Genomic DNA, 24,208 nt, shown 5'->3' with positions numbered 1-24,208 from the left:
GTTGTCGGGCCTAAAGTGCTTGCGACGGATGTAGGACAAAATAAAACGCGCCCCGCATAGATCGGATGGCGCGTTTCTACTGCCTATTCTATTGGTTCACCTGACGCAGCACAGGTTTGCGGCGGTGGATCGCATGAACGGCTGGAGATAGCAGTCGGCCCGCATGTCAGAGCAAGCGCACTTGTGTGCCGACCTTGACCATCTCATAGAGCGCTTCAGCGTGTTGGTTATAAAGGCCGATACAGCCAGAGCTGCTCTGGCGGCCGATCTTGCGGGTGTCATGGGTGCCGTGAACAAGATACGCAGGCCAGCTGAGGTACATCGCGCGAGTGCCAAGCGGATTTCCCGGGCCACCATTCATGCGCAGGGGGAGGGACGGGTCACGTTCACGCATCGACGCGGTTGGAGTCCAAGACGGGTTCTTGGCCTTGCGCACGACCTTGGTGTAACCGCGCTTGGTTAGCTCTTCAGTCATTGGCACAGAGGAGGGGAACAAACGGTAGGTCACCCCATCGCTGCCCCAGTAATGCAGCGCGCGCGAGGAGATATCAGCCAGCAAGCAGCCAACGCCCAGCTCATCAAAGTGATCTTGCCAGGCTTGCTGCTGGAAGGACGAAATATTCCGTTTTACGGGGACTTCGGTTTCGATCTTAGGTTCAACCACCGGGAAGGCATCGCTTGACTGTGCGCGCAGAAGGGCCGGCGTGGCCAATGTAGCGCCCAACCCTGACAGGGCGGCGCGGCGGGTCATACGGAGCTTGGTCATGCTGTCCCTCGACAATCTATCCAAATTTAAAGGTAGAATAGTGGTGCGCTCAGAATTTAATAGTGGTTTGGACTAGGAATTGGCCTGCCTCACAGGGTTGTGTAGGCCCGTCATCATGAAAAATGGGACGCCTACAGCCGGTGCGTAGCATCCCCTTGTCCTCGTCTCAGAGGCTGAATCTTATCCGTAGAGCTGGCGTGCTTGTGCAAATGAAAGCAGCCGTTTGCTGTCTTCATCCCAAAGGTGCAAGCGCGCATTTGCAAGGCTTTCACGAATGGTCATGCGGTTTCCTTCGGCCAGCTCTGCATGGTCGCGCAAGACTTGCGGAAGCCTGTAGAAGGGAATGCGGCTGTAGAGGTGATGCACATGGTGGATGCCGATATTGGCGCTGATCCATTGCAGAACGGGGGGCAATACATAATGCGAGCTGCCGTGCAGGGCGGCGTCATGCAGGTGCCAGTCGTCTTCCTGTTCCCATTGGGTCGTCTCAAACTGGTGCTGGACATAGAACAGCCACAACCCGGCAGTGGCAGCAATCAGAGTTGCGGGGACGAAAATCAACAGGAGCGGCATTAGCCCGCCAAAATACCAAATAACACCAAGTGCAACTACGATGGTTACATTCGTGCCCATGGCACTGATCCAGTAGCGTGCCTGCCCCATCAAACCAAAAGGGATCCGGTTCTGAAGAAAGAAGAGATATCCGGGACCAATGCCAAATAGCGTGACAGGATGACGATAGAGCCGGTACATCAGGCGACCCCAGCGGCTTTCGGCGCGGTATTCCGCAACAGTCATGGTATGGATGTCGCCCATGCCACGCTTTCCCAGGTTGCCGTGGGTGCTGTGATGGATGGAATGTGTCCGTCGCCATACGTCGTAAGGTGTAAGAGTCAGAACGCCAATAATGCGGCCAGTCCAGTCGCTTAGCTGGCGGTTGCTGAAAAACGAACCGTGGCCGCAATCATGCTGAATTGTGAAGAGACGCAGCAAAAACGCGGCAATCAGGACCGATACGCCCAGCGTCAGCCAGTAGCTGACAGAGAGAGACCACCAGGCCAGTACCCACAAGCCCAGAAATGGGATGACAGTGACGGCCAGCTCGAACAGGCTGCGCAGCATGTTCGGTTCGCGGTAGTGGGCGAGGATCTTGACCCATTCACGTGCTGACTTTGTTGCCGACTGCGGCTCTGTGGACTCTGGGGAATTGCTCATATGCCTGCCGTTTATCTGCCTCTGGCAGACCGGATAGACTACCAGTGGTATTGAGCAAGTAAAATCAGGATCAAAAGCAACGAAATCACGCTTAATTGCAGAGAAAACTCGTAACTGAGACGATGCTACATCAGGTTTAGGTCCGGAGCGGACAAAAAAAGGGCCCCGGTCATACCGGAGCCCTGATCTGTTGTGGAGGTGTCTGAAAGATCAGTCCATCGCTTTAAAGTTGAATTCTCCACCTTCCTTGATGCCCGAGGGCCAGCGGGAGGTCACCGTTTTGGTGCGGGTGTAGAATTTGAAGCTGTCAGGGCCATGCTGGTTCAAGTCGCCGAACACGGATTTCTTCCAGCCGCCAAAGGTATGGTAGGCCAGCGGCACTGGGATAGGCACGTTGATGCCGACCATGCCGATGTTAACACGGCTGGCAAAATCACGTGCGGTATCGCCGTCACGCGTGAAGATCGCAGTGCCGTTGCCGTACTCATGATCCATCGCCAATTTCAGCGCTTCTTCATAGGTATCTGCGCGGACGGTTGACAGAACCGGACCAAAGATTTCCTGCTTGTAGATGTCCATGTCGGTGGTGACATGGTCGAACAGGTGCGCGCCAACAAAGAAGCCGTCTTCGTAACCCTGCAGTTTAAAGTCGCGATTGTCGACGACCAGTTCAGCGCCTTGATCAACACCGGACTGGATCAAGCCCAAAATACGGTCCTTCGCGGCGGCGGTGACAACCGGGCCGAGATCCACATCATTGCCAGCGGTATAGGGGCCGACTTTCAGTTTTTCGATACGCGGGATAAGTTTCTCGATCAGTTTGTCGGCGGTTTCTTTGCCGACGGGCACGGCGACAGAAATGGCCATGCAGCGTTCGCCGGCCGCACCGAAACCAGCACCAATCAGAGCGTCAGCTGCTTGATCCAGGTTTGCATCGGGCATCACGATCATGTGGTTTTTAGCGCCACCAAAGCACTGTGCGCGTTTACCGTTAGCAGTGGCACGGGAGTAGATGTACTGCGCGATCGGAGTGGAGCCAACGAAGGAAACACCCTGGATGATTTCGCTGTCCAGAATTGTGTCTACGGCTTCTTTGTCACCGTTTACCACCTGGAAAACGCCCTCGGGCAAGCCCGCTTCGACAAACAGCTCGGCTAGCATCAGTGGCACGGAGGGGTCACGCTCGGAAGGTTTCAGAACCACCGCGTTGCCGCATGCAAGTGCAGGACCAACGTGCCAAAGAGGCATCATTGCGGGGAAGTTGAAGGGCATGATGGAGCCAACAACGCCCAGCGGCTGGCGCATGGAGTACATATCAATGCCGGGGCCCGCGCTGTCGGTGAATTCACCTTTCAGCATCTGCGGTGCGCCGACGCAATATTCGATAACTTCCAAACCGCGCTGCAAATCGCCTTTGGCGTCGGGAATGGTCTTACCGTGCTCGCGGCTCAGGGCCTCTGCCAGCTTGTCCATATCGCGGTTCATCAGGCTGACCATAGCCATCATAACGCGGGCGCGTTTCTGAGGGTTGGTAGCACCCCAAGCAGGCTGAGCAGCAGCTGCTTTTTCGATGATATCGGTGGTCTCAGACGCGCTGGCCATTGGGCATTGATACTGCACCTCGCCAGTCGCCGGGTTAAAGACATCGTCAAAGCGCCCGGATGTGCCGGATACGCGTTTGCCGTTGATAAAGTGGCCGAGCTCTTCCATCGGATCCTCCTCTGTTCATGTTGTGGGCATCTTAGGCTTGCAAAAAACACTGGAAAAGAGGAAAGATTTCAAAGAGGCTTTGCAAGAACGCAAAGGTTAACAGAATGTTGACGGCAGCAGGAGAAAAGCTCTTGGATCCACAATGGGATGACATGCGGGTGTTCCTCGCAGTGGCACGGGAAAGCAGCTTATCGGGGGCTGGGCGTATCCTGAAAATGGACCCCGCCACTGTGGGGCGGCGGATATCGCGCTTTGAAGAAGCGCTGGACACACCGTTGTTTGTAAAATCCCCGCAGGGCTATGCACTTAGCGCAGCCGGAGATCGTTTGCTGGGGCATGCTGAAGCAGCAGAACAGGCGATGCGGGCAGGGCGGGAGGCCTTGGTTGGTCCCAGTGACACGCTATCGGGGCAGATTCGCATCGGCGCGCCGGATGGCAGTGCGAACTATCTATTGCCCCAGGTCTGTGCACGTATCGGTGAGGAAAACCCGGATCTAGACATCCAGATCGTTGCGCTACCGCGTGTGATCAATCTGAGCCGACGTGAAGCGGATATGGCTATTACCGTCAGCGCGCCTACCGCCGGTCAGTTGTTGGTCCAGAAAATCACGGACTACAAACTACATCTGGTAGGATCGCGTCATTATCTGCGCGACCATCCGCCGATCGAAAAGCTGGAGGATCTGAAGAATCATAAGATGATCGGGTATATTCCTGATATGATATTTGACCGTGAATTGGACTACCTCGCCAACCTTGGTATGGAGCGGGTGGCGCTGGCGTCCAATTCAGTCTCTGTGCAGATTAAACTGGCGGCTGAGGGCACTGCGCTATGTGTGGCGCATGATTTCACGTTGCCTGCTCATCGGGCCCTTCGAAAGGTTTTGACCGACAAAGTCAGTCTTTCGCGGAGTTTTTATCTGGTGCGACATCAAGGGGATCAGCGTAGCGATCGGCTCAATCGCTTTGCACAGGCGTTGTCAAAAGGCATACGCGACGAAGTGGTCAGGCTGGAAGGCTTGACTTGATGCCGCGATAGAGCAACCCTTGGTAGTACGCAATAAAATTACAAAAAGGAGCGCCTATGCTGGTTCAACTGATTCTGAAGTCCAAGGCAAGCTCTGGAGTGGTCACCATAGCTCCCGAGGCATCGATTTCTGAGGCGGCCAAACTATTGGGCGACAACAAGATCGGCACGGTGGTGGTTTCAAGCGACGGCGAGACCGCGGAGGGCATTCTGTCCGAGCGCGATATCGTCCGCGAGTTGGCACGCAGCGGTTCAGCTTGTCTGGATAAGACTACCGGCGAATATATGACGCGCAAGCTGGTCACCTGCACGAGCCAATCCAATGTCGAAGATGTGCTGAAACAGATGACGGGAGGCCGTTTTCGCCATATGCCGGTGATTGAAGACGGCAAATTGATCGGCCTTGTGTCTCTTGGCGATGTTGTGAAAGCTCAGCTGGCTGAGGTCGCGATGGAGAAAGACGCTCTGGCAGGCATGATTATGGGGCATTGAATTCGGGGCATAGATCCCTGAGCAGTGCAGTGAATTCAGAGCCTCTTTTAGCCGCATGATGTGGTCGCAACCGCGTCGGGCGGCTGACGTCACGGCCAAGACAAAGTTCGGTATTTTCACGCTCTTGCGTCCGAATAGCAAAAATGTTTGCTTGCGCGCAATCAATCAGCATGCAGGAGAGGCTCCATGCGCATAGGCTTGTATCCCGGCACATTCGACCCCATCACATTGGGGCATATAGATATTATTCGTCGTGCGAGCGCATTGGTGGACAAGCTGGTCATCGGCGTTGCGATCAATCGCGACAAAGGGCCGCTGTTCACGTTGGAAGAACGCGTTGCCATGATCGAGGCTGAATGCGCCAAGTTGAGCGATCAGACCGGGACCGAGATTGTTGCCCATCCATTTGAGAATCTGCTGATTGACTGCGCCCGTGATGTTGGGGCGCAGATCATCGTGCGGGGCCTGCGCGCCGTGGCGGATTTTGAGTATGAATTCCAAATGGTCGGCATGAATCGTGCGCTCGACAGCTCTATCGAGACAGTGTTTTTGATGGCAGAAGCGCGGCATCAGGCCATAGCATCAAAGCTGGTCAAGGAAATCGCACGGCTGGGCGGAGACGTGTCGAAGTTTGTCACACCACTGGTCGAGAGCGAACTGCGTCGTCAGCTCGCGAAGTAAGCCGACACCGAAAGCAACGCAGCAATGAAAGGCGGTCCGGTTTCGGGCCGTTTTTTATAGTGAAGTCTCTGGCGTAGAAGGATTATACCCTGTTCGCCTATCACCAACGTCTGATGTTTTTTGCATTCGCGGTTGGGGTCAACGCCAGAAAGCAATCCAGTCGATCAGATCAAACAGGCGTTTGCCCAGAAAAACCATATGCTCGGGACCGAATAGCCAGAGGTCTACAGAGATACTGCACAGGATCAACAGTCCAAGAGAAAGTGCAATGCGATTGGTCATTGGGCTCGTTCAAAAAAATACGCCCGGTCAGATATGCCTGACCGGGCGATGTCTTACAAGCAACATAGAGCTAACAGTGCAGGTGCACTTGCTTTCAGCCAGGCAAGTCAGCCGTGGATCGATGTGCTGATCAGGACAGTCGACCCATGGCAACGGCGACATCTGCCATACGCACCGAGAACGCCCATTCATTATCGTACCAAGCCAAAACGCGAACCAGGCTGTTTTCTACGACGCGGGTCTGATCCGGTGCAAAGATAGAACTCTGTTCAGTGTGGTTGAAATCAATTGAGACCAGCGGAGCCGGCTCATATCCGATCACGCGGGACATATGGCCTTTGGCGGCTTCGCTCATGATTGAGTTGATCTCGGTAACGCTTGTCTGCTTGCCAGTGCGAAATGTCAGATCCACTGCAGAGACATTCGGCGTGGGCACGCGGATGGCTGAACCGTCAAGACGGCCTTTGAGGTTTGGCAGAACCTCTCCCAATGCTTTGGCGGCCCCTGTGGTGGTGGGGATCATCGCCATGGCAGCAGCACGCGCACGGTACAGATCGTCATGGCGGCGGTCCAGCGTTGGCTGGTCGCCGGTGTAGGCGTGTATCGTGGTCATGATGCCGCTCTCGATGCCGACGGTTTCATCAAGAACTTTGGCCAATGGAGCCAGGCAGTTGGTGGTGCAGGAGCCATTGGAGACCATCCGGTCGCTTGCCAGCAGCGTGTTATCGTTGACGCCAAACACCACGGTTTTGTCGACATTGGTGCCTGGAGCAGACAGCAGCACTTTCTTTGCGCCGCGCTCCAAATGCGCCTTGGCCTTCTCACCATCGTTGAACTTGCCGGTGCATTCCAGCACAACGTCACAGTCCGACCAGTCCAACTCATCCATCTTGTAGGTGGAGAACATCTGCATGTCTCCGCGGCCAAGGTTCATGGTGTTTTCGCCCAGTGTGACCTCGCCGGGGAAGCGGCCGTGAATGCTGTCGTACTTTAGCAGATGCGCGGCGGTTTCCAGCGGGCCGGTGGCATTGACCTTGACCACTTCGATATCGTCCCGGCCCGAAGCCGCAATATGCGCCAGGGTGCAGCGGCCGATGCGGCCAAACCCGTTGATCCCGACTTTGATGGTCATATGCGTATCTCCAAGCGAGCAATAATTGCCCTCGCTATAGCGGCCATTTCCTCGGGTCAAAAGCTCAAAAAAGGCATTATTCCAGACTGTTAGCGCAAAACTTGACTGATTGCGGTAACAGAATTGACTGATTGCGATAACGGTTTTTCGGACTGCCCGTTCGCTTATGCTTGGTGGATTGCTCACAGGCTGGAACAAAGTGGCCCAGCAACGGCTTGTGCCTGATAGGCGATAGGATAGGGTGGGCAAAAATACGCGCGAATGGAAAAGGGAGCCGGGTATGAGCGGTTTGTTGGCTTTACTCGATGATGTGGCAGGCATTGTAAAGGTTGCTGCGGCCTCGGTGGATGATGTGGCAGCGGCGGCGGGCAAGGCCGGAGCCAAAACCGCTGGTGTCATCATTGATGACGCGGCAGTGACGCCCAAATATTTGCAAGGTTTTGCGCCTGCACGGGAGTTGCCAATTGTCTGGCGCATCACGCGCGGATCCCTGTTCAACAAGTTGATCCTGCTGATGCCAGTGGCGATGCTGTTGGCTAACTTTGCGCCTTGGCTGATCACGCCTCTGCTAATGCTCGGCGGTTCCTATCTGTGTTTTGAGGGGGCAGAAAAGGTCTTTCACGTCTTGTTCCCCCATGCCAGCCACGAGATCGATCAGGATATGTCGGTCAAAGACCCTGGTCACTTGGAAGAACAGAAGATCAAGGGTGCGATTAAGACCGATTTCATCCTGTCGGCAGAGATTATGACCATTGCACTAGCCGCTATTGAGGTGCCGAATGTCTGGATGCAGGCGGCGACTTTGGCGGTTGTAGCCATCGGTGTGACACTTGCCGTTTATGGTTCGGTTGCATTGATTGTGAAGATGGACGACGTCGGATTGTTTCTGGCCCAGAACGCGCCAACGCCCGTCGGGCGTGGCCTGGGGCGTGGGCTGGTGAAATTCATGCCGGTATTGATGTGGATTCTATCGGTGGTCGGCACGGCTGCGATGCTGTGGGTCGGCGGCTCGATCATCATCCACGGGCTTGAGGTGCTGGGCTTTGGGTGGTTGGGACATCACATTCATGATTGGGCCTATGCCGTTGGCCATGCTGTGCCCACCGCCTGGACCGGATTTGCGGAATGGACGGCCAAGGCAACCATGGACGGCGTATTCGGCGTGGCTTGGGGATTGGTCTTGATCCCGCTGGCGACCAAGGTTGTTGCACCAGCGATGCGCATGTTCTCTGCGAAATCAGCAGATCACTAGAGTAGGGAACCAGAGTGAAGGCCGAGGGTTCATATGTGTCGAAACCGATCCTAAAAATTCTATCGGGTCCGACACCCACTCAAGCGGCCGTCAATGAGATGTCGGGAGCCGGAGCATCCTCTTTGCTTTCGACAATGAGCAAAGCAGCAGACCTGGCGCCTATGGATGCAGAGCAACTATATGGGTTTCTTCATTTTCGATTAGACGCGGCGCAAAAGGCGCAAGCACGCCGTAGGTGGTTTGGTGGTTGGATTTACAACAGATTTAGCGGGACGGCTCGGGACTACATACCGCTGTCCGGAACCCAAGTACGGCAATCCTTTCTGGCTGCGGGGATAGAACCGCCGGGGCTTGTTGTCGCCAGTGGTGCTCATGAATAGCGAGTGGACTATGTTCAAAAAGCATATGATGCTCTTAAAGTGGCCGTCGAGACCAGTAGTCGTTAAAATCTAGGCTCATTGACGGAAGCGTAGCAGTTCAGTGTTTCTTGAAACCAATGCTACCTACGATAGGGAGATAGTATGGCAAAGGTACTCTACGAAAGAGATGGCCGGATCGGGCGGATCACCTTGAACCGCCCCGAGGTGATGAACGCGATTGACGATGTTTTGCCGCGGGAGCTTGCTGAAGCAGTGGCTCGGGCGGATGCCGATCCGGGTGTGCATGTGATGGTCCTATCTGGCGCTGGAAAGGCGTTCTGTGCGGGCTATGATTTGGCGCACTACGCGGAGGGCAGCGGACCAAACCAAGCTGTTCAGGACATGCCCTGGGATCCGATGCAGGATTTTCAGTTCATGTGGGCCAACACCCAAGCTTTCATGTCCCTCTTTCGTGCGATGAAACCGGTGATCTGCAAGGTTCATGGCTTTGCGGTCGCGGGTGGATCAGACATCGCGCTTTGCGCCGATCTTACGATCATGGGTGATACTGCGCAGATCGGTTATATGCCCACCCGAGTCTGGGGTTGTCCGACCACAGCAATGTGGGTGCATAGGCTGGGGCCGGAAAAGGCCAAGCGTATGATGTTCACCGGCGACAAGATAACTGGTGTGGAGGCGGCTGAGATGGGGCTGGTGCTCAAGTCGGTGCCTGACAATCAGCTGGACGCAGAGGTCGAAGCGCTTGCCACGCGTATGGGTTCGGTACCGATCAACCAACTTGCGATGCAGAAGATGGTGATCAACGCTGCGGTCGAAGAAAAGATCAACCAGACACAGCGGCTGGCCACTGTGTTCGACGGCATCTCGCGCCATTCTCCTGAGGGACTGAACTTCAAGGTCCGCGTGGAGCACGTCGGTTGGAAACAGGCTGTCCATGAACGCGACACTGGGACCTTCGATTGGACACAGAACAAACCTCTCGGCTGACCTACGCAAAGCAAAAGATAGACAAATTCAGGCATGGGTCGGTCAATCGCCCTAACACGTTCTGAGACAACTAAAGAGAGGCCCCATGGCGGAGTATAAGTCATATGTCATCTGCACATCGCCGCGCAGCGGTAGCACGATGCTTTGCAAGCTGCTGGCTGCCACAAAGGTCGCCGGCAATCCGGGGTCGCTCTTTCACACGCCATCGATTGGATCTTGGCTCGAGTATTACGGACTGAGACCTGATGCGTATGGGTCGAAAGAGCAGGCTCTCGAAGCAATTTTTGGAGCTGCCAAAGCGAAGGGCAGAGGCGACAGCGATGTCTTTGGCCTGCGTCTGCAACGTGGGAGTTTCGATTTCTTTATGGAACAGCTTGATTTGCTGCACCCGAATGAAACCAGCGATCTTGATCGTGTTGAGGCGGCTTTTGGACCGACTCTTTTTATCTTCCTGACGCGCGATGACAGGCTTGATCAGGCGATATCATATTTGCGCGCGGAGCAGACTGGCCTGTGGCATCGCCATGCAGACGGGACTGCTCTCGAGCAGCTAGAACCCAAACGCTCAGATGGATATGAGTATAAAGCCATCAAAGACCTCGTAGATGAGTTCACGCGCGTCAATGATGCTTGGAGACGATGGTTCGAAGTGCAAGCGATCACCCCACTTGAGGTTTCTTACGAGAGATTGTCGAAAGAGCCGAAAGCGGTTTTGGGTGAGATCCTGAACGGACTGGGTCTGGATGGATCAATCAGTCACGGCATTCCACAACAGACGGCAAAACTCTCGGATAAAACCAACAAAGACTGGCGTATTCGCTTCGAAGCACAGGCTGCACTGCCGACCTAGCTGGCACAGCGCAGCTGGTTCGGCTTCCCTCAGAGAAGGCTCGGCCTTTCCTAGGTATTGGCCATGTAACAATTGAAAAGGGCACCCATTGGGGTGCCCTTTGTACTTTTGCTATATCGAGACGCTGCTTAGCCCAGCAGCTCTTTCGCCTTAGCAACAGTGTTGTCTGCGGTGATGCCGAACTTCTCGAACAGCTCACCCGCGGGCGCGGACGCGCCAAAGCTGTCCATGCCGACAAATGCGGATTTCTTTTCCTGGCCGCGTTCACCCATCAACAGGCGATCCCAGCCACCGGCACGCATAGCAGCTTCGATCCCAACGCGTACGGGGCCTGCGGGCAGGACCTTGCGGCGGTAGGCTTCGTCTTGCTCGGCGAACAGCTCCATGCAGGGCATGGAGACAACACGGGTGCCGATGCCTTCGGCTTCCAGCTTGGCCTTCGCATCCATCGCGAGCGACACTTCGGAACCGGTTGCGATCAGGATCACCTGACGCTTGCCCTCGGCTTCGGCCAGCACATAGCCGCCCTTGGCCGTCAGGTTGTTCAGCTTATGCTCGGTCCGAACGGTTGGCAGGTTCTGACGGGTGAGCGCCATTACCGATGGAGTGTCTTTAGAGGTCAGAGCAATTTCCCAGGCCTCTGCTGTTTCGACGGTGTCTGCAGGACGGAACACATAGGTGTTTGGTGTTGCACGACAGATCGCCAGATGCTCAACCGGCTGGTGGGTCGGGCCGTCTTCGCCAACACCGATGGAATCATGGGTCATGACAAACACTGTTGGGATCTTCATCAGAGCCGCGAGACGCATCGCTGGGCGAGCGTAGTCGGTGAAGCAGAAGAAGGTGCCGCCATAGGGGCGCATGCCGCCGTGCAGCGCCATGCCGTTCATCGCCGAGGCCATACCGTGCTCACGGATGCCCCAGTAGATGTAACGTCCCTTGCGGTTGTCGGTATCAAAGATACCCAAGTCACCGGTTTTGGTGTTGTTGGACCCTGTGAGATCGGCAGAGCCACCTACAGTTTCCGGCATGATCGGGTTGATCACGTCCAGCGCCATTTCAGATGCCTTACGGGTGGCGACCTTTGGCTGGTCGTCGCTGATCTGTTTTTTCAGAGCCTTGATGGTGGCAGACAGTTTTTTGGGGGCGTCCAACGTATAGGCGCGGTTGAAGCGATCCTGTTTCTGCTGTGAAGTTTCGGCGAACCGGGCCTCCCAAGCGGCGCGTTCTTCCGCGCCACGTTGGCCAATGGCTTCCCATTGGGATTTGACGTCTGCGGGCACTTCAAACGGGCCGGTTGTCCAGCCATATGCGGCTTTGGCAGCCTTCATCTGGTCTGCGTCCGTCAATGCGCCGTGACCTTTGGATGTGTCCTGTGCCGCGTGGCCCAATGCGATGTGCGTTTTGCAAGCAATCATCGATGGTTTCTTGGACTTCTTCGCAGCTTCGATGGCGTCGTCGATGGCCTTGGGATCGTGGCCGTCGATTTCCAATACCTGCCAGCCCGAAGCCTTGAAACGCTGTACTTGGTTGGTGCGATCAGAAAGCTCAACAGTGCCATCGATGGTGATGTTGTTGTTGTCCCAAAGAACGATAAGCTTGCCCAGAGAATGGCGGCCGGCAAGGCCAATGGCCTCCTGGCTGATGCCTTCCATCAGGCAGCCGTCGCCTGCGATCACATACGTATGGTGATCCACTAGTTTGCGGCCATACTGTGCACGCTGCATTTCCTCGGCCATGGCAAAACCCACAGCGTTGGCGATGCCCTGACCTAGCGGACCAGTGGTGGTTTCGACGGCGTCGATCAGGAAGTTTTCCGGGTGGCCTGCAGTCAGCGCGCCCATTTGGCGGAAGTTCTTAACCTGATCCAAGGTCACCTGCGCATCCCCCATAAGATAGAGCAGCGAATAGATCAGCATGGAGCCGTGACCTGCGGACAGGATAAACCGGTCGCGGTCAGGCCACTGTGGGTTGGCCACATCAAACTTCATGTGCTTTTCAAACAGGACGGTCGCGACATCGGCCATGCCAATCGGCATGCCGGAATGGCCCGAATTTGCCGCAGCAACGGCATCAAGGGTCAGGGCGCGAATGGCCGCAGCCTTGATCCAATGTTCGGGGTTTGCATTTCGCAGGGCTGTCAGATCCACTGGATTTTTCCTCTGGGTTTTCGGCAGAATAATCGCTCAATAGCAGTGATATGGCAAAGATCAAGCGTTTGCGCGGCTTCTTGCGCGAAGATGACGCTGCAAGTGGTTGAAAGCAAACAGGGGGTAATTTATCCCTTCATGAACTAAGCTGGTTCCATAGCGTACTATCGGCTTTGATTCGCGTATTTGGCGATGAAAAAGAACGATGTTAGCGCTGCACAGGGACCGGCAGAAAATACCGGCACATAATCACGGGGTCGCAAAGGGACAGGCATGGAGCAAATCGAAGAATTGCAGGGTCGGATATTGGCCGCCATGGACCGGATCGGCAGCGGTGCCGCCGCATTGCAAGAAAGCGCGCGGTCATCTGCCGAAGCGCATGTTCAGGCGCAGGCCGATGCGCAGTCAAAGACGGATGCCGCACAGAATGACCTCAGCCGAGAGCTAGAGGAAGAGCGGACTGCCAACGCCCAGCTGGAAGAGCGCCTTAAGGTCTTGCGCGCAAAGCTAGAAGAGGCAGAAGCCAAAGTTGCGCCCGCAACCGATGATATCGGCAAGGTGGCTGCACTTGAGGCTGAGTTGGAGCTGCTGCGCAATGAGCTGAGCAACACCAGCGAGAAAGATGCATTGAAGGCAGAAGTCTCGCGGCTGAAGCAGGAAGTGGAAGTGCAGGGCAATGAGGCGGCAACTGCCCGAGAAGCCATGCAAGATGAGCTGGACGAGGCACGGGCCGAAGCCGCACGGCTGGGCGAAGAGCTGGGCGCAGCGGTTGATACTGCGGCCATGGAAACAGAGTTGGCAGCGCTCCGTGGTCAGTTAGAGACGGCACAGTCGGAAGCGGCCGCCGCAACCGCTGCTCTTGCGGCGCGTCCTGCGGGCCCAAGTGCTGAAGATATTGCTCAGCAAAACCAAACCCTGCTGCGGCTGGACGCAACCTTGCAGGAGCTCCGTCATGGCAACGAACAGCTGCGCGCCTCCAATTCCGCGCTGCGAGAGGCCAATGCAGCCGGTGTCGGTGATGCAACGCTGATAAATAGCGCTCTTCAAACCGAAATTGATGCGTTGAATGCTGCCCGTGCCAGTGATCAGGCCGAGGTCAATGCCGTGCTGGCTAAGCTGGAGCCGTTGCTGGCTGCATCGGATGCGAGCCAACAAGCAGGTGCTACATCGATTGATCCAGCGGTTACTGAAGCTTCTCTGGGTGCAGCTCCGGCCGCTGCTGCCCCCGTTGCATCACCGCCGCTGACCGCCCAGCCCATGCCCGAAGGGGAGGATGTATGATGCCCGAAGTCACAATCCATATCGGTGGACGCGGTTTTGAAGTCTCCTGCCAGGAGGGCGAAGAAAGCTACCTGCAATCTGCCGCGAAAATGCTGGACGATGAGGCACAGGTACTATCTGATCAGATCGGCCGAATGCCCGAGGCACGGATGTTGTTGATGGCTGGCCTGATGCTTGCGGATAAGACCGCAGCTGTTGAAGATCGCATCAAGGAAGTGGAGGCCGAACTGGCCGAGCGCGAGGCTGAACTGGCTGATCTGCGTGCGGCGCCCGCCCCTGAACCCGAACGGATCGAGGTGCCAGTGGTCCCGCCACTGGTTACAGAAACCCTCGCTGAATTGGCCGCGCGTAGCGAAGCGCTGGCGCAGGAGCTGGAAGAGCAGGGCGCGGCTGGCTGATTGGCCACTATACATAGCATAGCAAAAACCGCCGCAGGGGTCTGACCCTTGCGGCGGTTTTTCTTTGTGGCCTATGCACCTACGAAAAACACCCCCGGCCTGCGCCGGAGGTGTTTTGTTAATTAGCGTCAGAGACGTGTCCCGATACAGGATCAGCCGTTGGCTTCACGGATCTTGTCGGCGGCATCCTTGTCAAAGGTGACGCCGTTTTCAGCAAACATGCCGTCCAGCTCACCCGAAAGGGTCATTTCAGTGATGATGTCGCAACCGCCTACAAATTCACCCTTCACGTAGAGCTGGGGAATTGTGGGCCAGTCGGAATAATCCTTGATACCTGCGCGGATTTCCTCGTCCGCCAGTACATTCACATCGGTATAATCTACGCCGATATAGTTCAGCACGCCGGCCACGCGAGAGGAAAAGCCACATTGCGGCATGTCCTTGGTGCCTTTCATGAAGAGCACAACGTCGCTGGCTTTGACGGTTTCGTCGATGCGGTTTTTTACGTCGGTCATTTGGTCGTGTCCTTTCGGCTGATGTGCCGTTGTTCTGTTGACCCTGATATAGGCATAAACTCGCGAATTGCCAATCCGGGCCGGTGCATCTGATTGGTAAGACGCGCGCTGTTACTTTTTCCCTCTTGGGACGAAAAAGCGAGCGTACTCCTCCGGGTCCTTGGGAACCTTCCACGTTGTCATGGAGCCGCCACCCATGCCGGACTGATAGTCCGAGCGTAGGGTGTGATAGTTGGGGTCGTCTTCTTCCTCAACAAAAGCGCTGCGCGTCTGGCTGACCCGGGCCACGATGGCGACCATCACAACGATTGCGACGACCAGTATTGGAATGAACCCATCATTTAAGAGATAAGCGAGTACGTCAGTCATCGTTGCCTCCTTGATTGATCGGCGTGGCGCCGTTCAATTGCTTCGTTCTGACGGTTGACCTTATCAACCTCATCAAGATCGGTGGCTTCCATACCGAGCTCTTGGCCTCGGTTTAGGTGGTGATAAACTATCTTGGGCTGGCTGTCTGAGAGCGGGCGGTGCCTACGGCGCCTAGCTAGAAATCTATCCAGCAGATAGATCCTATAACCGAGCGCAACCAGCCCAATAGTAATGACCGACCCCGATGACATCTGCGTTACTCAGGTGCCTTTGTGGTCAGGGCCAGCGCGTGCAGTTCCCCGTTCGCGCCGTCCATTTTGCCTTTGAGAGCCGCATAAACCGCGCGCTGTTGCTGGACGCGGTTCTTACCACGAAAGCTCTCGTCGACGACCATGGCAGACATATGGACACCATCATGTCCACCGACCTGAATTTCCGCATTAGGGAAGCTCTCTCGCAGTAGGTCTTCGATTTCTTGGGCTTGCATCGGCATTAGGGGGATGTCCTTATTTCTAGCTTAGTGAAAATGTAGGTCGCGGCTGGAGGCTCTGCAAGGAGGATTAGCCGCGTGGGGGCACAAAGGCGATAAGCCCTTCGATAAATTCGGGCACCGACGCAAGTGCGCTCTGGACGCTGTCCTCTTCAAAATCCCAAACCGAGGTCGGAGCAGCCGGACAAAGTTCCGCGATCAGGAGCTGACAGCGGTTTTGTACCTCCGTAGGAAGCGGCAGAGCTGCGGCCTCTTTCAGGATCAACAAGGCTTCGTGGATCGGACGCAGGACGCGCAGGGCGTGGCTCATGTGTGATATAAGATCAGGGTCGTCGCGCCAGGTTTCCCCATGGAACAGATCTTGCGTTACACGCTGACCGGCACCGGCACAGGAATAGGCCACGCAGCCTCCAAAACCTCGATTGCTGAGATGATCGTGTATGGTGCAGCCAAAACAGCTACCTGACAGGTTCGGGCAGGGATCCTCTGTTTCCTTGATGATGGCAAAATCTTCTGACGCGTCAAATGGGTAGGCGACACAACACAACGCTGCACAGCGATCACAATCGGCGTCCAGCTGCGGCAGGGTTGGTGTGATTGACTGGGGAGACGACGTCACAGAAACAATTACCTTGGTTGAGAGCGGGCCGGTGGCAAAACGGGTGAGATGACAACGCCATCCCACCCGTATGTACCTTGTTCACAATTGTGAAAGATGCGCCTCAGATCAGGCCACCGCTTCCGCAAAGCTGTTGCGGAAGACATGAGCTAGCTCAGCCAGTGGTGCTTCGGAACCGCCGATCTTGACGCTGTCCCCACCAAATTTGCCGACTGTCGTGACTGTGACCCCGGATTGCCCTGCGGCCATCATCAACGCTTCGGCCTGGTCAAAGTTGCAGGCCACCAGATAGCGTGCCTGATCTTCGCCGAATACGGTCGGGGTGTCGCCCGCGTCGATCTGTACGCCGACGCCAGCACCTTCGGCCAATTCAAAGGCTGCAAGCGCCAGACCACCATCGCTGAGGTCGGTGCAGGCTTTGATCAGCTCGCGGTTGGTGCGAATAAACTCACCATTGCGCTTTTCAGCGTCCAGATCCACAGCGGGGGCATCGCCGTCCTCACGGTTGAACACTTCTGCCAGCAACGCCGACTGGCCGAGGTGGCCAATGGTCTCACCAATCAGAAGGGCGATGTGCCCATCGCGGACTTCCCCGGTGATGGCCTCTTCGCCTGCTGCGATCAGACCGACTGCACCGATGGTTGGGGTTGGCAGAATGCCTTGGCCATCAGTCTCATTATAAAGTGAGACATTGCCCGAAACGATGGGCATATCCAGCGCAGCGACTGCTTCACCGATGCCTTTAATGGCGCCGACAAATTGCCCCATGATCTCAGGCTTTTCGGGGTTGCCGAAGTTCAGATTGTCGGTGGTTGCCAGAGGCGTAGCGCCGACAGCTGTCAGGTTGCGATAAGCCTCTGCCACGGCCTGCTTGCCGCCTTCATAGGGGTTGGCTTTGACGTAGCGGGGCGTAACGTCGGATGTGAAGGCCAGCTGTTTGTCAGTCCCGTGCACGCGCACAATGCCAGATCCCACGCCGGGACGACGGGCTGTATCGCCCATCACAGTGGTGTCATATTGCTCATAGACCCATTGTTTGCCTGCGTAGTTGGGCGAGGTCAGCAGCGCCTTCAGCCCGTCAATCGGATCGATGGTGGGGACATCGGCGTCGGTCAGCGGCTCTGCGGCAGGCGTTGCGACCCACGGGCGGTCGTATTCCGGCGCTGTCGAGGCCAGTTTGGACAGGACCAGATCGGCTTTCACCTCGCCGCTATGCAGGATCAGGAAGCGATCTTCGGCGATGGTTTCACCGACGATGGCGAAATCCAGATCCCATTTTTCGAATACAGCGCGGGCTTCTGCTTCCAACGACGGTTTCAGCACCATCAGCATGCGTTCCTGAGATTCCGACAGCATCATCTCATAGGCTGTCATGTTCTCTTCGCGCTGTGGCACGTCTTCGAGGTTAAGCTTAACGCCCAGCTTGCCTTTGTCGCCCATCTCGACGGCAGAACAGGTCAGGCCAGCGGCCCCCATGTCCTGAATGGAAATCACGGCACCGGTCTGCATCAGCTCGAGCGTTGCTTCCATCAGGCGTTTTTCGGTGAAAGGGTCACCAACCTGAACAGTGGGGCGTTTTTCCTCAATGGTGTCGTCGAATTCGGCGGACGCCATAGTTGCGCCACCTACGCCGTCACGGCCGGTCTTCGCGCCAAGGTAAACAACAGGCATGCCGACCCCAGACGCCGCCGAGTAGAAGATGCCATCAGTCTTGGCGAGGCCTGCGGCGAACGCGTTGACGAGGCAATTCCCGTTGTAGGCGGGATGGAAGCGGACTTCACCGCCGACGCAAGGCACGCCAAAACAGTTGCCGTAACCGCCTATGCCTTCAACCACGCCGTTCACCAGCTGGCGGGTTTTGTGATGGGACGGCTCGCCAAAGGAAAGCGCATTCATCGATGCGATGGGACGCGCGCCCATTGTAAAGACATCACGCAGGATGCCGCCAACCCCGGTCGCAGCGCCTTGATAGGGTTCGATATAAGAGGGGTGGTTGTGGCTTTCCATTTTGAAGACGACCGCATCGCCGTCACCGATATCCACGATACCTGCGTTTTCGCCCGGGCCACAGATAACTTGCGGGCCTTCGGTCGGCAGTGTGCGGAGCCATTTCTTGGAGGATTTGTAAGAACAGTGCTCATTCCACATGGCTGAGAAGATGCCCAGCTCGGTGAAGGTTGGCTCCCGCCCGATGATTTCGAGGATCAGATCGTATTCCTCGGGCTTCAGCCCGTGGTTGGCAATCAGTTCAGGCGTGATGGCGGGTTCTTGCATCCGTGTAACGTCCCCAATGGCTGCGATTGCGCGCCTTTTAGGGCAACGAGGCCCAAGGGGGAAGGAAAAAGAGCAATGCCGCAGAGGGTGAGGCATCCATGCATGATGGCGTCTCTTATCTATCGCCAAGTAGCGCTGCCTGAACGATGTCGGAATGTGTGGCCTGCATGATAAAATGACCAGAGCTATAATAGCGCGGGCTTGATAGAATTCTCATGCGTTACAGGCGGCAGAAAAAACCAAGATTTTACGCGGTAGTGCAAGCTCAGCCAGTCAAGCGGGGAGCCGCTTTCGACGCTGCTATTGGCTTTGATGGCGAATGACGGGGCACACCGCGCCATGCATAGAGTGACCGTATGTTCAGCAGTTGTGATCAAATTTGTGGCGATCTGATGGATGGGAGATGAACGGCGCTGACGTCTGTAGCGCATAGTGTTGACGGGCGTCACAATCATCGTGACGGTATCTCTCATATGATCACAGTTCATTCCGAGAGCGTGATCAATATTGGGCGACGGGGAGTATGTCGGAAATGGCGCTTTAGGGCGCTGCTGCCGATCTAGCGATTGGCCAAAAAAAAGGCCGAGCACTAAGCTCGGCCGAAGTCCAACAGGGAGGTATGAAGGGCGACAGTGTCGCTGCCTTCGATGATTGATTTAGGGGTGGCGTGCGTCCCGATCAAGAGCAATCAGACCTAGACAACAGCAAGGCCGCCATGCATTTTTTGCATGGCTCTCGCACGTCTAGATTTTGCCCAGTTCTTTCATATGCTTGCGATGTGCAATAATCTCGTTCTGGACAAAATCCCGGAATGCGGAAATCCGCCGGGAGTGGCGCAATTCTTCCGGGTACGCGAGGTAGACCGGCACATCGCTGGTATCCTCCTCCTTAAGCACAGGCACCAAATCCGGGAAATCCTCGGTCACGTAGTCCGGTAGAACCCCAATCCCGAGGTCATGTATGACCCCCTGCAACACGCCGAAGTAATTGTTTACCGTCAGCAGGGAAGAGGGGTTATGAGTCATCAGCTTTTGAACCAAGACCGCCGCAGAGCCGACCTGAGCCGAACGAGGGTTCTGACATATCAGCCGATGGTCAACCATATCTTCGGCCTGTTCCGGCGCGCCGTTACGCTCGACATAGACACGCGAGGCATAAAGTTTCATCTGGACCGTCATCAGTCGCTTGCGGATCAGATCGGCCTGGCTTGGTTCCTTCATGCGGATCGCTACGTCGGCCTCACGCATCGGCAGGTCCAGCACACGTTCTTCGAGCATCAGGTCGATCTTGAGGTCGGGGTATTGTTCGTAAAGCTTGGTGAGGCGCGGTGCCAGCCATAGCGTGCCAAAACCAAAGGTCGTGGTGACGCGCAATTCACCGAACACCTCTTCTTCGCTATCGCGGATGCGGGCCGACGCGGCCTCCAACCGTTTGGACATCGATTTTGTGGCGTCAAACAGCAGTTCACCCTGTTCGGTGAGAATCAATCCGCGCGCGTGGCGATGAAAGAGCGTCGAGCTAAGGCTCTCTTCCAGTGCCCGAATCTGTCGGCTGACTGCCGATTGCGACAAGTTTAGCTTGTCGCCCGCATGGGTCAGACTGCCTGCGTCCGCCACTGCGTGAAATATTCTAAGCTTATCCCAATCCATATCCGTCACTTTCGATGCCTCGGTTACAGCCTATATGAAATGTATCGAAACTTTCAATTTGATAGGGCCGTCTGAAACATATTCGGCCGGAATTTGGCCAGAAAACTGTATACAGGTCAGTAATTGTGACCTAATATGACGCTAAGAAGTGCAAGCTAGTCGAGGTTGGGGAGGCCCAGGATGAGCACGCAGAAAATTTCTCTGAATGACAAATTTGATCTGACAAAATCACAGGTGATGCTGAATGGCACGCAGGCGTTGGTGCGACTGATGCTGATGCAGAAACACCGTGACAAAGCAGCTGGCCTGAATACCGCCGGTTTGGTCACCGGGTATCGCGGCTCGCCGCTTGGCGCTGTCGACATGCAGATGAAACGTGCTGAAAAGCACCTGACTGCCAGCGACGTGACCTTTCAATATGGTCTGAACGAAGATCTCGCTGTGACTGCTCTATGGGGCGCTCAGCAAGCTGAGGTGCGCGGTGAAGGTAAGTACGACGGTGTCTTTGGCCTCTGGTACGGCAAGGGGCCGGGCGTAGATCGATCCGGTGATGCGATCCGTCACGCCAATATGGCAGGCTCATCGAAATACGGTGGCGTATTGGTAGCGATGGGCGATGACCATACCGGCGAAAGTTCGACCGTGCTGCACCAATCAGAATGGTCATTGATGGATAGCTATCTGCCCATCGTCAGCCCGGCTGGCGTGCAGGAGATCCTTGACTATGGCGCATATGGTCTGGCGCTGAGCCGGTTCTCCGGTCTTTGGGTGGGCTTGAAGACCATGAAAGACACTATCGAGGTCACATCGGTGGTGGATGGCAGCCCTGATCGGATGCAATTGGTCACCCCGGATTTCGATATGCCTGCTGATGGCTTGAACATCCGCCTGGATGATGACCGGTTTCGCCAGGAAAACCGCATTATCGACTACAAGCGCTTTGCGGCAGAGGCGTTCAGCCGTGCCAATAAGATGGACAAGCGCGTGTGGGGTAAACCTGGTGCCAAGATCGGTTTTGTCGCGGCAGGTAAAAATTGGCTGGATCTGGTCCACGCCATGTCTCTGCTGAACATCGATGAAAACATGGCGGAGCGACTGGGGATCACCACCTATAAGGTAGGGCAGACCTGGCCTCTTGATATGACCAGTTTTAATGAGTGGGCTGAGGGTCTGGACCTGATCGTTGTGGTCGAAGAAAAGCGGAAGCTGATTGAGATCCAGATCAAGGAAGCGATCTTTGACGATCGTCGTGGCCGCCGTGTTTATGGTTGGTACAAAGGTGGTGCAGGGGCACTGCACCGCGAAGAGCTGTTCCCGACAAAATTTGCGCTAGACCCGATCATGATTGCAGAAAAGCTTGGCCAGATCCTGATTGAGGAAGGGCGCGAAACGGAGGCCATTCGTGCCGGTTTAACCGCGCTGGATGACGCCAAACGTGCTGACAACGCTGAAGAAATTGCCGCTCGTCTGCCGTATTTCTGCTCGGGTTGTCCGCATAACTCCTCTACCAAACTGCCAGATGGCAGCCGTGCTTATGCCGGTATCGGTTGCCATTTTATGGTGCAATGGATGGATCGCGAGACCACCGGTTTTACCCATATGGGCGGCGAGGGTGTGAATTGGGTTGGTGAGGCACCGTTTTCGAACCGCAAACATGTGTTCCAGAACCTGGGCGACGGCACGTACAATCACTCAGGCGTGCAGGCGATCCGGGCGGCGCTCGCTGAAGGCACCAATATCACCTTCAAGATCCTCTACAATGACGCGGTAGCCATGACCGGCGGGCAGGAGGCCGAAGGCGGGTTGACCGCGCATCAGATCGCACATGAGCTGAAGGCCATGGGGATGAAAACCATCGCCGTGGTTTACGATGAAAAAGAAGACGTCGATAAGAAGATGTTCCCGGCGGGCATGCGGATGCATGAGCGGGCCGAATTGATGTCGGTCCAGAAGGACATGGAAACGGTCGAGGGCGTTTCGGCGATCATATATATCCAGACCTGCGCGGCTGAGAAGCGACGCCGCCGCAAAAAAGGTCTGTTCCCCGATCCCGATCAACGAGTGTTCATCAACTCCGATGTTTGCGAAGGCTGCGGCGACTGTGGCGTTCAATCCAATTGCGTGTCCATCGTTCCCAAGGAAACCGAACTGGGCCGCAAGCGTGCCATTGATCAGTCCTCCTGCAATAAGGATTTCAGCTGTGTAAAAGGCTTCTGCCCGTCTTTCCTGACGATCGAAGGGGCGAAGATCCGTAAGGAGCCGACAGCCGCGCTGGATCTGCCGGACCTGCCCAAACCGGACCTGCCGCAGATCGATGGGACGCACAATGTGGTGATCACTGGTGTTGGTGGTACAGGCGTCGTTACGATTGGTGCAGTACTGGCACAGGCGGCACAGATCGATGGCAAAGGGGCCGGCATGATGGAAATGGCCGGTCTCGCTCAGAAAGGCGGTGCGGTGCATATCCATTGCCGGATCGCCAACGTCCCTGAGGATATCAGTGCCATTCGTGTCGCTACTGGCGAATGTGATGCGCTTATTGGCGGGGATCTGGTGGTTTCGGCCGGGGCCAAGACCATAGGCCTGATGAAGACCGGCAAGAGTGGTGCAGTCGTCAATAGTCATGAGATCATCACTGGCGACTTCACCCGTGACACCGATTTCCAGATCCCAAGTGACCGGCTCCAGGTCGCGCTTGAGGCACGGCTTCAAGATCGTCTTGATTTGTTTGATGCGTCTGATCTGGCACGTGTCAGCATGGGAGACTCGATCTTCTCCAATATGATGATCTTTGGTGCGGCGTGGCAGCGCGGGCTATTGCCGATTAGCCTTGAGGCCATTCAAGACGCGATCAGGCTCAATGGTGCGGCGGTAGACCGCAACTTGCGCGCTTTTGACATCGGTCGTTGGGCGGTTCTGTATCCGCAAGAGGTCGATAAACTGATTGCACCAAACGTGGTGGAGCTGCCAAAGTCTCTAGATGAAAAAATTGCTGTCCGCACAGCCCAACTGGTTGACTATCAGGGGCCGCGTCTGGCCAGGCGCTATGACAAAATGCTGGATGGTATTGCCGATAAGGCGCTGAAAGAAGCGGTCGCTAAAGGCTATCACAAGCTGCTGGCATATAAGGATGAATACGAGGTCGCGCGCTTGCTGTTGTCCAGCCGCGAGAAAGCGGAAGCGGAGTTTGAGGGGGATCTGAAGATTTCCTACAATCTTGCGCCGCCCATGATGACAGGCAACGACCCGGACGGACGTCCCAAGAAACGCAAGTTTGGCCCCGGTCTGGAACGTGGGTTGCGGTTGCTGGCCAAGTTCAAATCCTTGCGCGGCACACCACTGGATGTTTTTGGCTACACCGCAGAGCGCAAGATGGAGCGTGCGCTGATTGCGCAGTATCAGGCCGACATGAAGGAATGGCTGCCTAAGGCGTCCGCCGACATCATGGCGCCGTTGATTGCGCTGGCAGAACTGCCGCTTGAAATCCGGGGGTTCGGCCCGGTGAAACAAGCGAATGAGCAGAAGGCTGCCAAGCGCCGGGAGGAGCTGTTGGCAGCGCTGCGCCAAGGTGGCAGCGCGTTGAAGACAGCTGCGGAATAACCGACTGCTTTGCGTGCGAGGGCAACAGATCAAAAAGTAAAGAACGCTCCGGATGTTTCGGGGCGTTCTTTTTGTTGAGCGATGCCATA

21 protein-coding genes are annotated in these 24,208 nt (G+C 56.0%); 9 read left to right on the top strand and 12 right to left on the bottom strand.

Annotated features, from left to right (window positions below):
• Positions 1 to 166 precede the first annotated feature (166 nt).
• The 3 genes from ACEWZM_RS00805 to ACEWZM_RS00795 form a co-directional block, all read right to left on the bottom strand.
• Positions 167 to 766 carry a L,D-transpeptidase gene (locus ACEWZM_RS00805; protein WP_414004632.1) on the bottom strand — a complete coding sequence of 200 codons (600 nt, stop codon included), beginning with the start codon at positions 764 to 766 and terminating at the stop codon, positions 167 to 169.
• Between the two features lie 180 nt (positions 767 to 946).
• A complete protein-coding gene (locus ACEWZM_RS00800) occupies positions 947 to 1,981 on the bottom strand; it encodes a fatty acid desaturase (RefSeq protein WP_414004631.1) in 1,035 nt (344 codons plus the stop codon).
• A gap of 210 nt (positions 1,982 to 2,191) precedes the next feature.
• Entirely contained in the window at positions 2,192 to 3,691 is a 1,500-nt protein-coding gene (locus ACEWZM_RS00795; protein WP_414004630.1) for a CoA-acylating methylmalonate-semialdehyde dehydrogenase, read from the bottom strand.
• 131 nt (positions 3,692 to 3,822) lie between these two features.
• Between ACEWZM_RS00795 and ACEWZM_RS00790 the strand changes: the two genes are divergently transcribed.
• The 3 genes from ACEWZM_RS00790 to coaD all read left to right on the top strand — a co-directional run bounded on the left by ACEWZM_RS00790 (position 3,823) and on the right by coaD (position 5,891).
• Positions 3,823 to 4,719 (top strand): LysR family transcriptional regulator, encoded by an 897-nt coding sequence (locus tag ACEWZM_RS00790; protein ID WP_414007916.1) that lies wholly within the window; start codon positions 3,823 to 3,825, stop codon positions 4,717 to 4,719.
• A 56-nt stretch (positions 4,720 to 4,775) separates the two neighbouring features.
• On the top strand, positions 4,776 to 5,210 hold the full coding sequence (locus ACEWZM_RS00785) for a CBS domain-containing protein (RefSeq protein WP_414004629.1): 435 nt from the start codon (positions 4,776 to 4,778) through the stop codon (positions 5,208 to 5,210).
• A gap of 186 nt (positions 5,211 to 5,396) precedes the next feature.
• Entirely contained in the window at positions 5,397 to 5,891 is a 495-nt protein-coding gene (gene coaD / locus ACEWZM_RS00780; protein ID WP_414004628.1) for a pantetheine-phosphate adenylyltransferase, read from the top strand.
• A gap of 138 nt (positions 5,892 to 6,029) precedes the next feature.
• Here coaD and ACEWZM_RS00775 read toward each other — a convergent pair whose 3' ends face one another.
• Positions 6,030 to 6,173 carry a hypothetical protein gene (locus ACEWZM_RS00775; protein WP_414004627.1) on the bottom strand — a complete coding sequence of 48 codons (144 nt, stop codon included), beginning with the start codon at positions 6,171 to 6,173 and terminating at the stop codon, positions 6,030 to 6,032.
• Between the two features lie 130 nt (positions 6,174 to 6,303).
• Entirely contained in the window at positions 6,304 to 7,305 is a 1,002-nt protein-coding gene (gene gap, locus ACEWZM_RS00770; RefSeq protein ID WP_414004626.1) for a type I glyceraldehyde-3-phosphate dehydrogenase, read from the bottom strand.
• 280 nt (positions 7,306 to 7,585) lie between these two features.
• On the opposite strand from gap, the gene ACEWZM_RS00765 reads away from it, so the two are divergent.
• The 3 genes from ACEWZM_RS00765 (at position 7,586) to ACEWZM_RS00755 (ending at position 10,774) form a co-directional block, all read left to right on the top strand.
• Positions 7,586 to 8,557, top strand: a complete 972-nt coding sequence (locus ACEWZM_RS00765; RefSeq protein ID WP_414004625.1) for a DUF808 domain-containing protein — start codon at positions 7,586 to 7,588, stop codon at positions 8,555 to 8,557.
• A gap of 521 nt (positions 8,558 to 9,078) precedes the next feature.
• Positions 9,079 to 9,924: a crotonase/enoyl-CoA hydratase family protein gene (locus ACEWZM_RS00760; RefSeq protein ID WP_414004624.1), complete on the top strand. Its 846-nt coding sequence runs from the start codon at positions 9,079 to 9,081 to the stop codon at positions 9,922 to 9,924.
• Between the two features lie 85 nt (positions 9,925 to 10,009).
• Positions 10,010 to 10,774, top strand: a complete 765-nt coding sequence (locus ACEWZM_RS00755; RefSeq protein ID WP_414004623.1) for a Stf0 family sulfotransferase — start codon at positions 10,010 to 10,012, stop codon at positions 10,772 to 10,774.
• A gap of 128 nt (positions 10,775 to 10,902) precedes the next feature.
• Here ACEWZM_RS00755 and tkt read toward each other — a convergent pair whose 3' ends face one another.
• Positions 10,903 to 12,924 carry a transketolase gene (gene tkt, locus ACEWZM_RS00750; protein WP_414004622.1) on the bottom strand — a complete coding sequence of 674 codons (2,022 nt, stop codon included), beginning with the start codon at positions 12,922 to 12,924 and terminating at the stop codon, positions 10,903 to 10,905.
• 273 nt (positions 12,925 to 13,197) lie between these two features.
• Here tkt and ACEWZM_RS00745 point away from each other — a divergent pair, with 273 nt between their 5' ends.
• Positions 13,198 to 14,205, top strand: coding sequence for a coiled-coil domain-containing protein (locus ACEWZM_RS00745; protein WP_414004621.1), 1,008 nt, complete (start codon positions 13,198 to 13,200; stop codon positions 14,203 to 14,205).
• Entirely contained in the window at positions 14,205 to 14,603 is a 399-nt protein-coding gene (locus tag ACEWZM_RS00740) for a cell division protein ZapA (RefSeq protein ID WP_414007915.1), read from the top strand. The genes ACEWZM_RS00745 and ACEWZM_RS00740 overlap by 1 nt, the downstream gene beginning before the upstream one ends.
• 152 nt (positions 14,604 to 14,755) lie before the next feature.
• Here ACEWZM_RS00740 and grxD read toward each other — a convergent pair whose 3' ends face one another.
• From grxD to ACEWZM_RS00710, 6 genes are all read right to left on the bottom strand, one after another.
• Complete coding sequence (gene grxD / locus ACEWZM_RS00735; protein ID WP_414004620.1) at positions 14,756 to 15,118, bottom strand: Grx4 family monothiol glutaredoxin; 363 nt, start codon at positions 15,116 to 15,118, stop codon at positions 14,756 to 14,758.
• A 111-nt stretch (positions 15,119 to 15,229) separates the two neighbouring features.
• Positions 15,230 to 15,487: a hypothetical protein gene (locus ACEWZM_RS00730; protein WP_414004619.1), complete on the bottom strand. Its 258-nt coding sequence runs from the start codon at positions 15,485 to 15,487 to the stop codon at positions 15,230 to 15,232.
• Positions 15,488 to 15,743: 256 nt separating this feature from the next.
• Complete coding sequence (locus ACEWZM_RS00725) at positions 15,744 to 15,980, bottom strand: BolA/IbaG family iron-sulfur metabolism protein (protein WP_414004618.1); 237 nt, start codon at positions 15,978 to 15,980, stop codon at positions 15,744 to 15,746.
• 67 nt (positions 15,981 to 16,047) lie between these two features.
• Positions 16,048 to 16,596: a hypothetical protein gene (locus ACEWZM_RS00720; RefSeq protein ID WP_414004617.1), complete on the bottom strand. Its 549-nt coding sequence runs from the start codon at positions 16,594 to 16,596 to the stop codon at positions 16,048 to 16,050.
• Positions 16,597 to 16,704: 108 nt separating this feature from the next.
• Positions 16,705 to 18,870, bottom strand: a complete 2,166-nt coding sequence (gene purL / locus ACEWZM_RS00715) for a phosphoribosylformylglycinamidine synthase subunit PurL (protein ID WP_414004616.1) — start codon at positions 18,868 to 18,870, stop codon at positions 16,705 to 16,707.
• A 743-nt stretch (positions 18,871 to 19,613) separates the two neighbouring features.
• Positions 19,614 to 20,519, bottom strand: coding sequence for a LysR family transcriptional regulator (locus ACEWZM_RS00710; RefSeq protein WP_414004615.1), 906 nt, complete (start codon positions 20,517 to 20,519; stop codon positions 19,614 to 19,616).
• A gap of 180 nt (positions 20,520 to 20,699) precedes the next feature.
• Here ACEWZM_RS00710 and ACEWZM_RS00705 point away from each other — a divergent pair, with 180 nt between their 5' ends.
• The gene (locus ACEWZM_RS00705) at positions 20,700 to 24,119 is read left to right on the top strand and encodes an indolepyruvate ferredoxin oxidoreductase family protein (protein WP_414004614.1); all 3,420 of its coding nucleotides are present in this window, start codon (positions 20,700 to 20,702) and stop codon (positions 24,117 to 24,119) included.
• The last annotated feature ends 89 nt before the right edge of the window (positions 24,120 to 24,208 follow it).

Origin of the sequence: Phaeobacter cretensis (assembly GCF_047372505.1) — a bacterium.
GTDB classification, from domain to species: domain Bacteria; phylum Pseudomonadota; class Alphaproteobacteria; order Rhodobacterales; family Rhodobacteraceae; genus Phaeobacter; species Phaeobacter cretensis.
The sequence above is the reverse complement of the archived record's forward strand: the minus strand, read 5'-3'. Positions and strand labels throughout refer to the sequence as shown.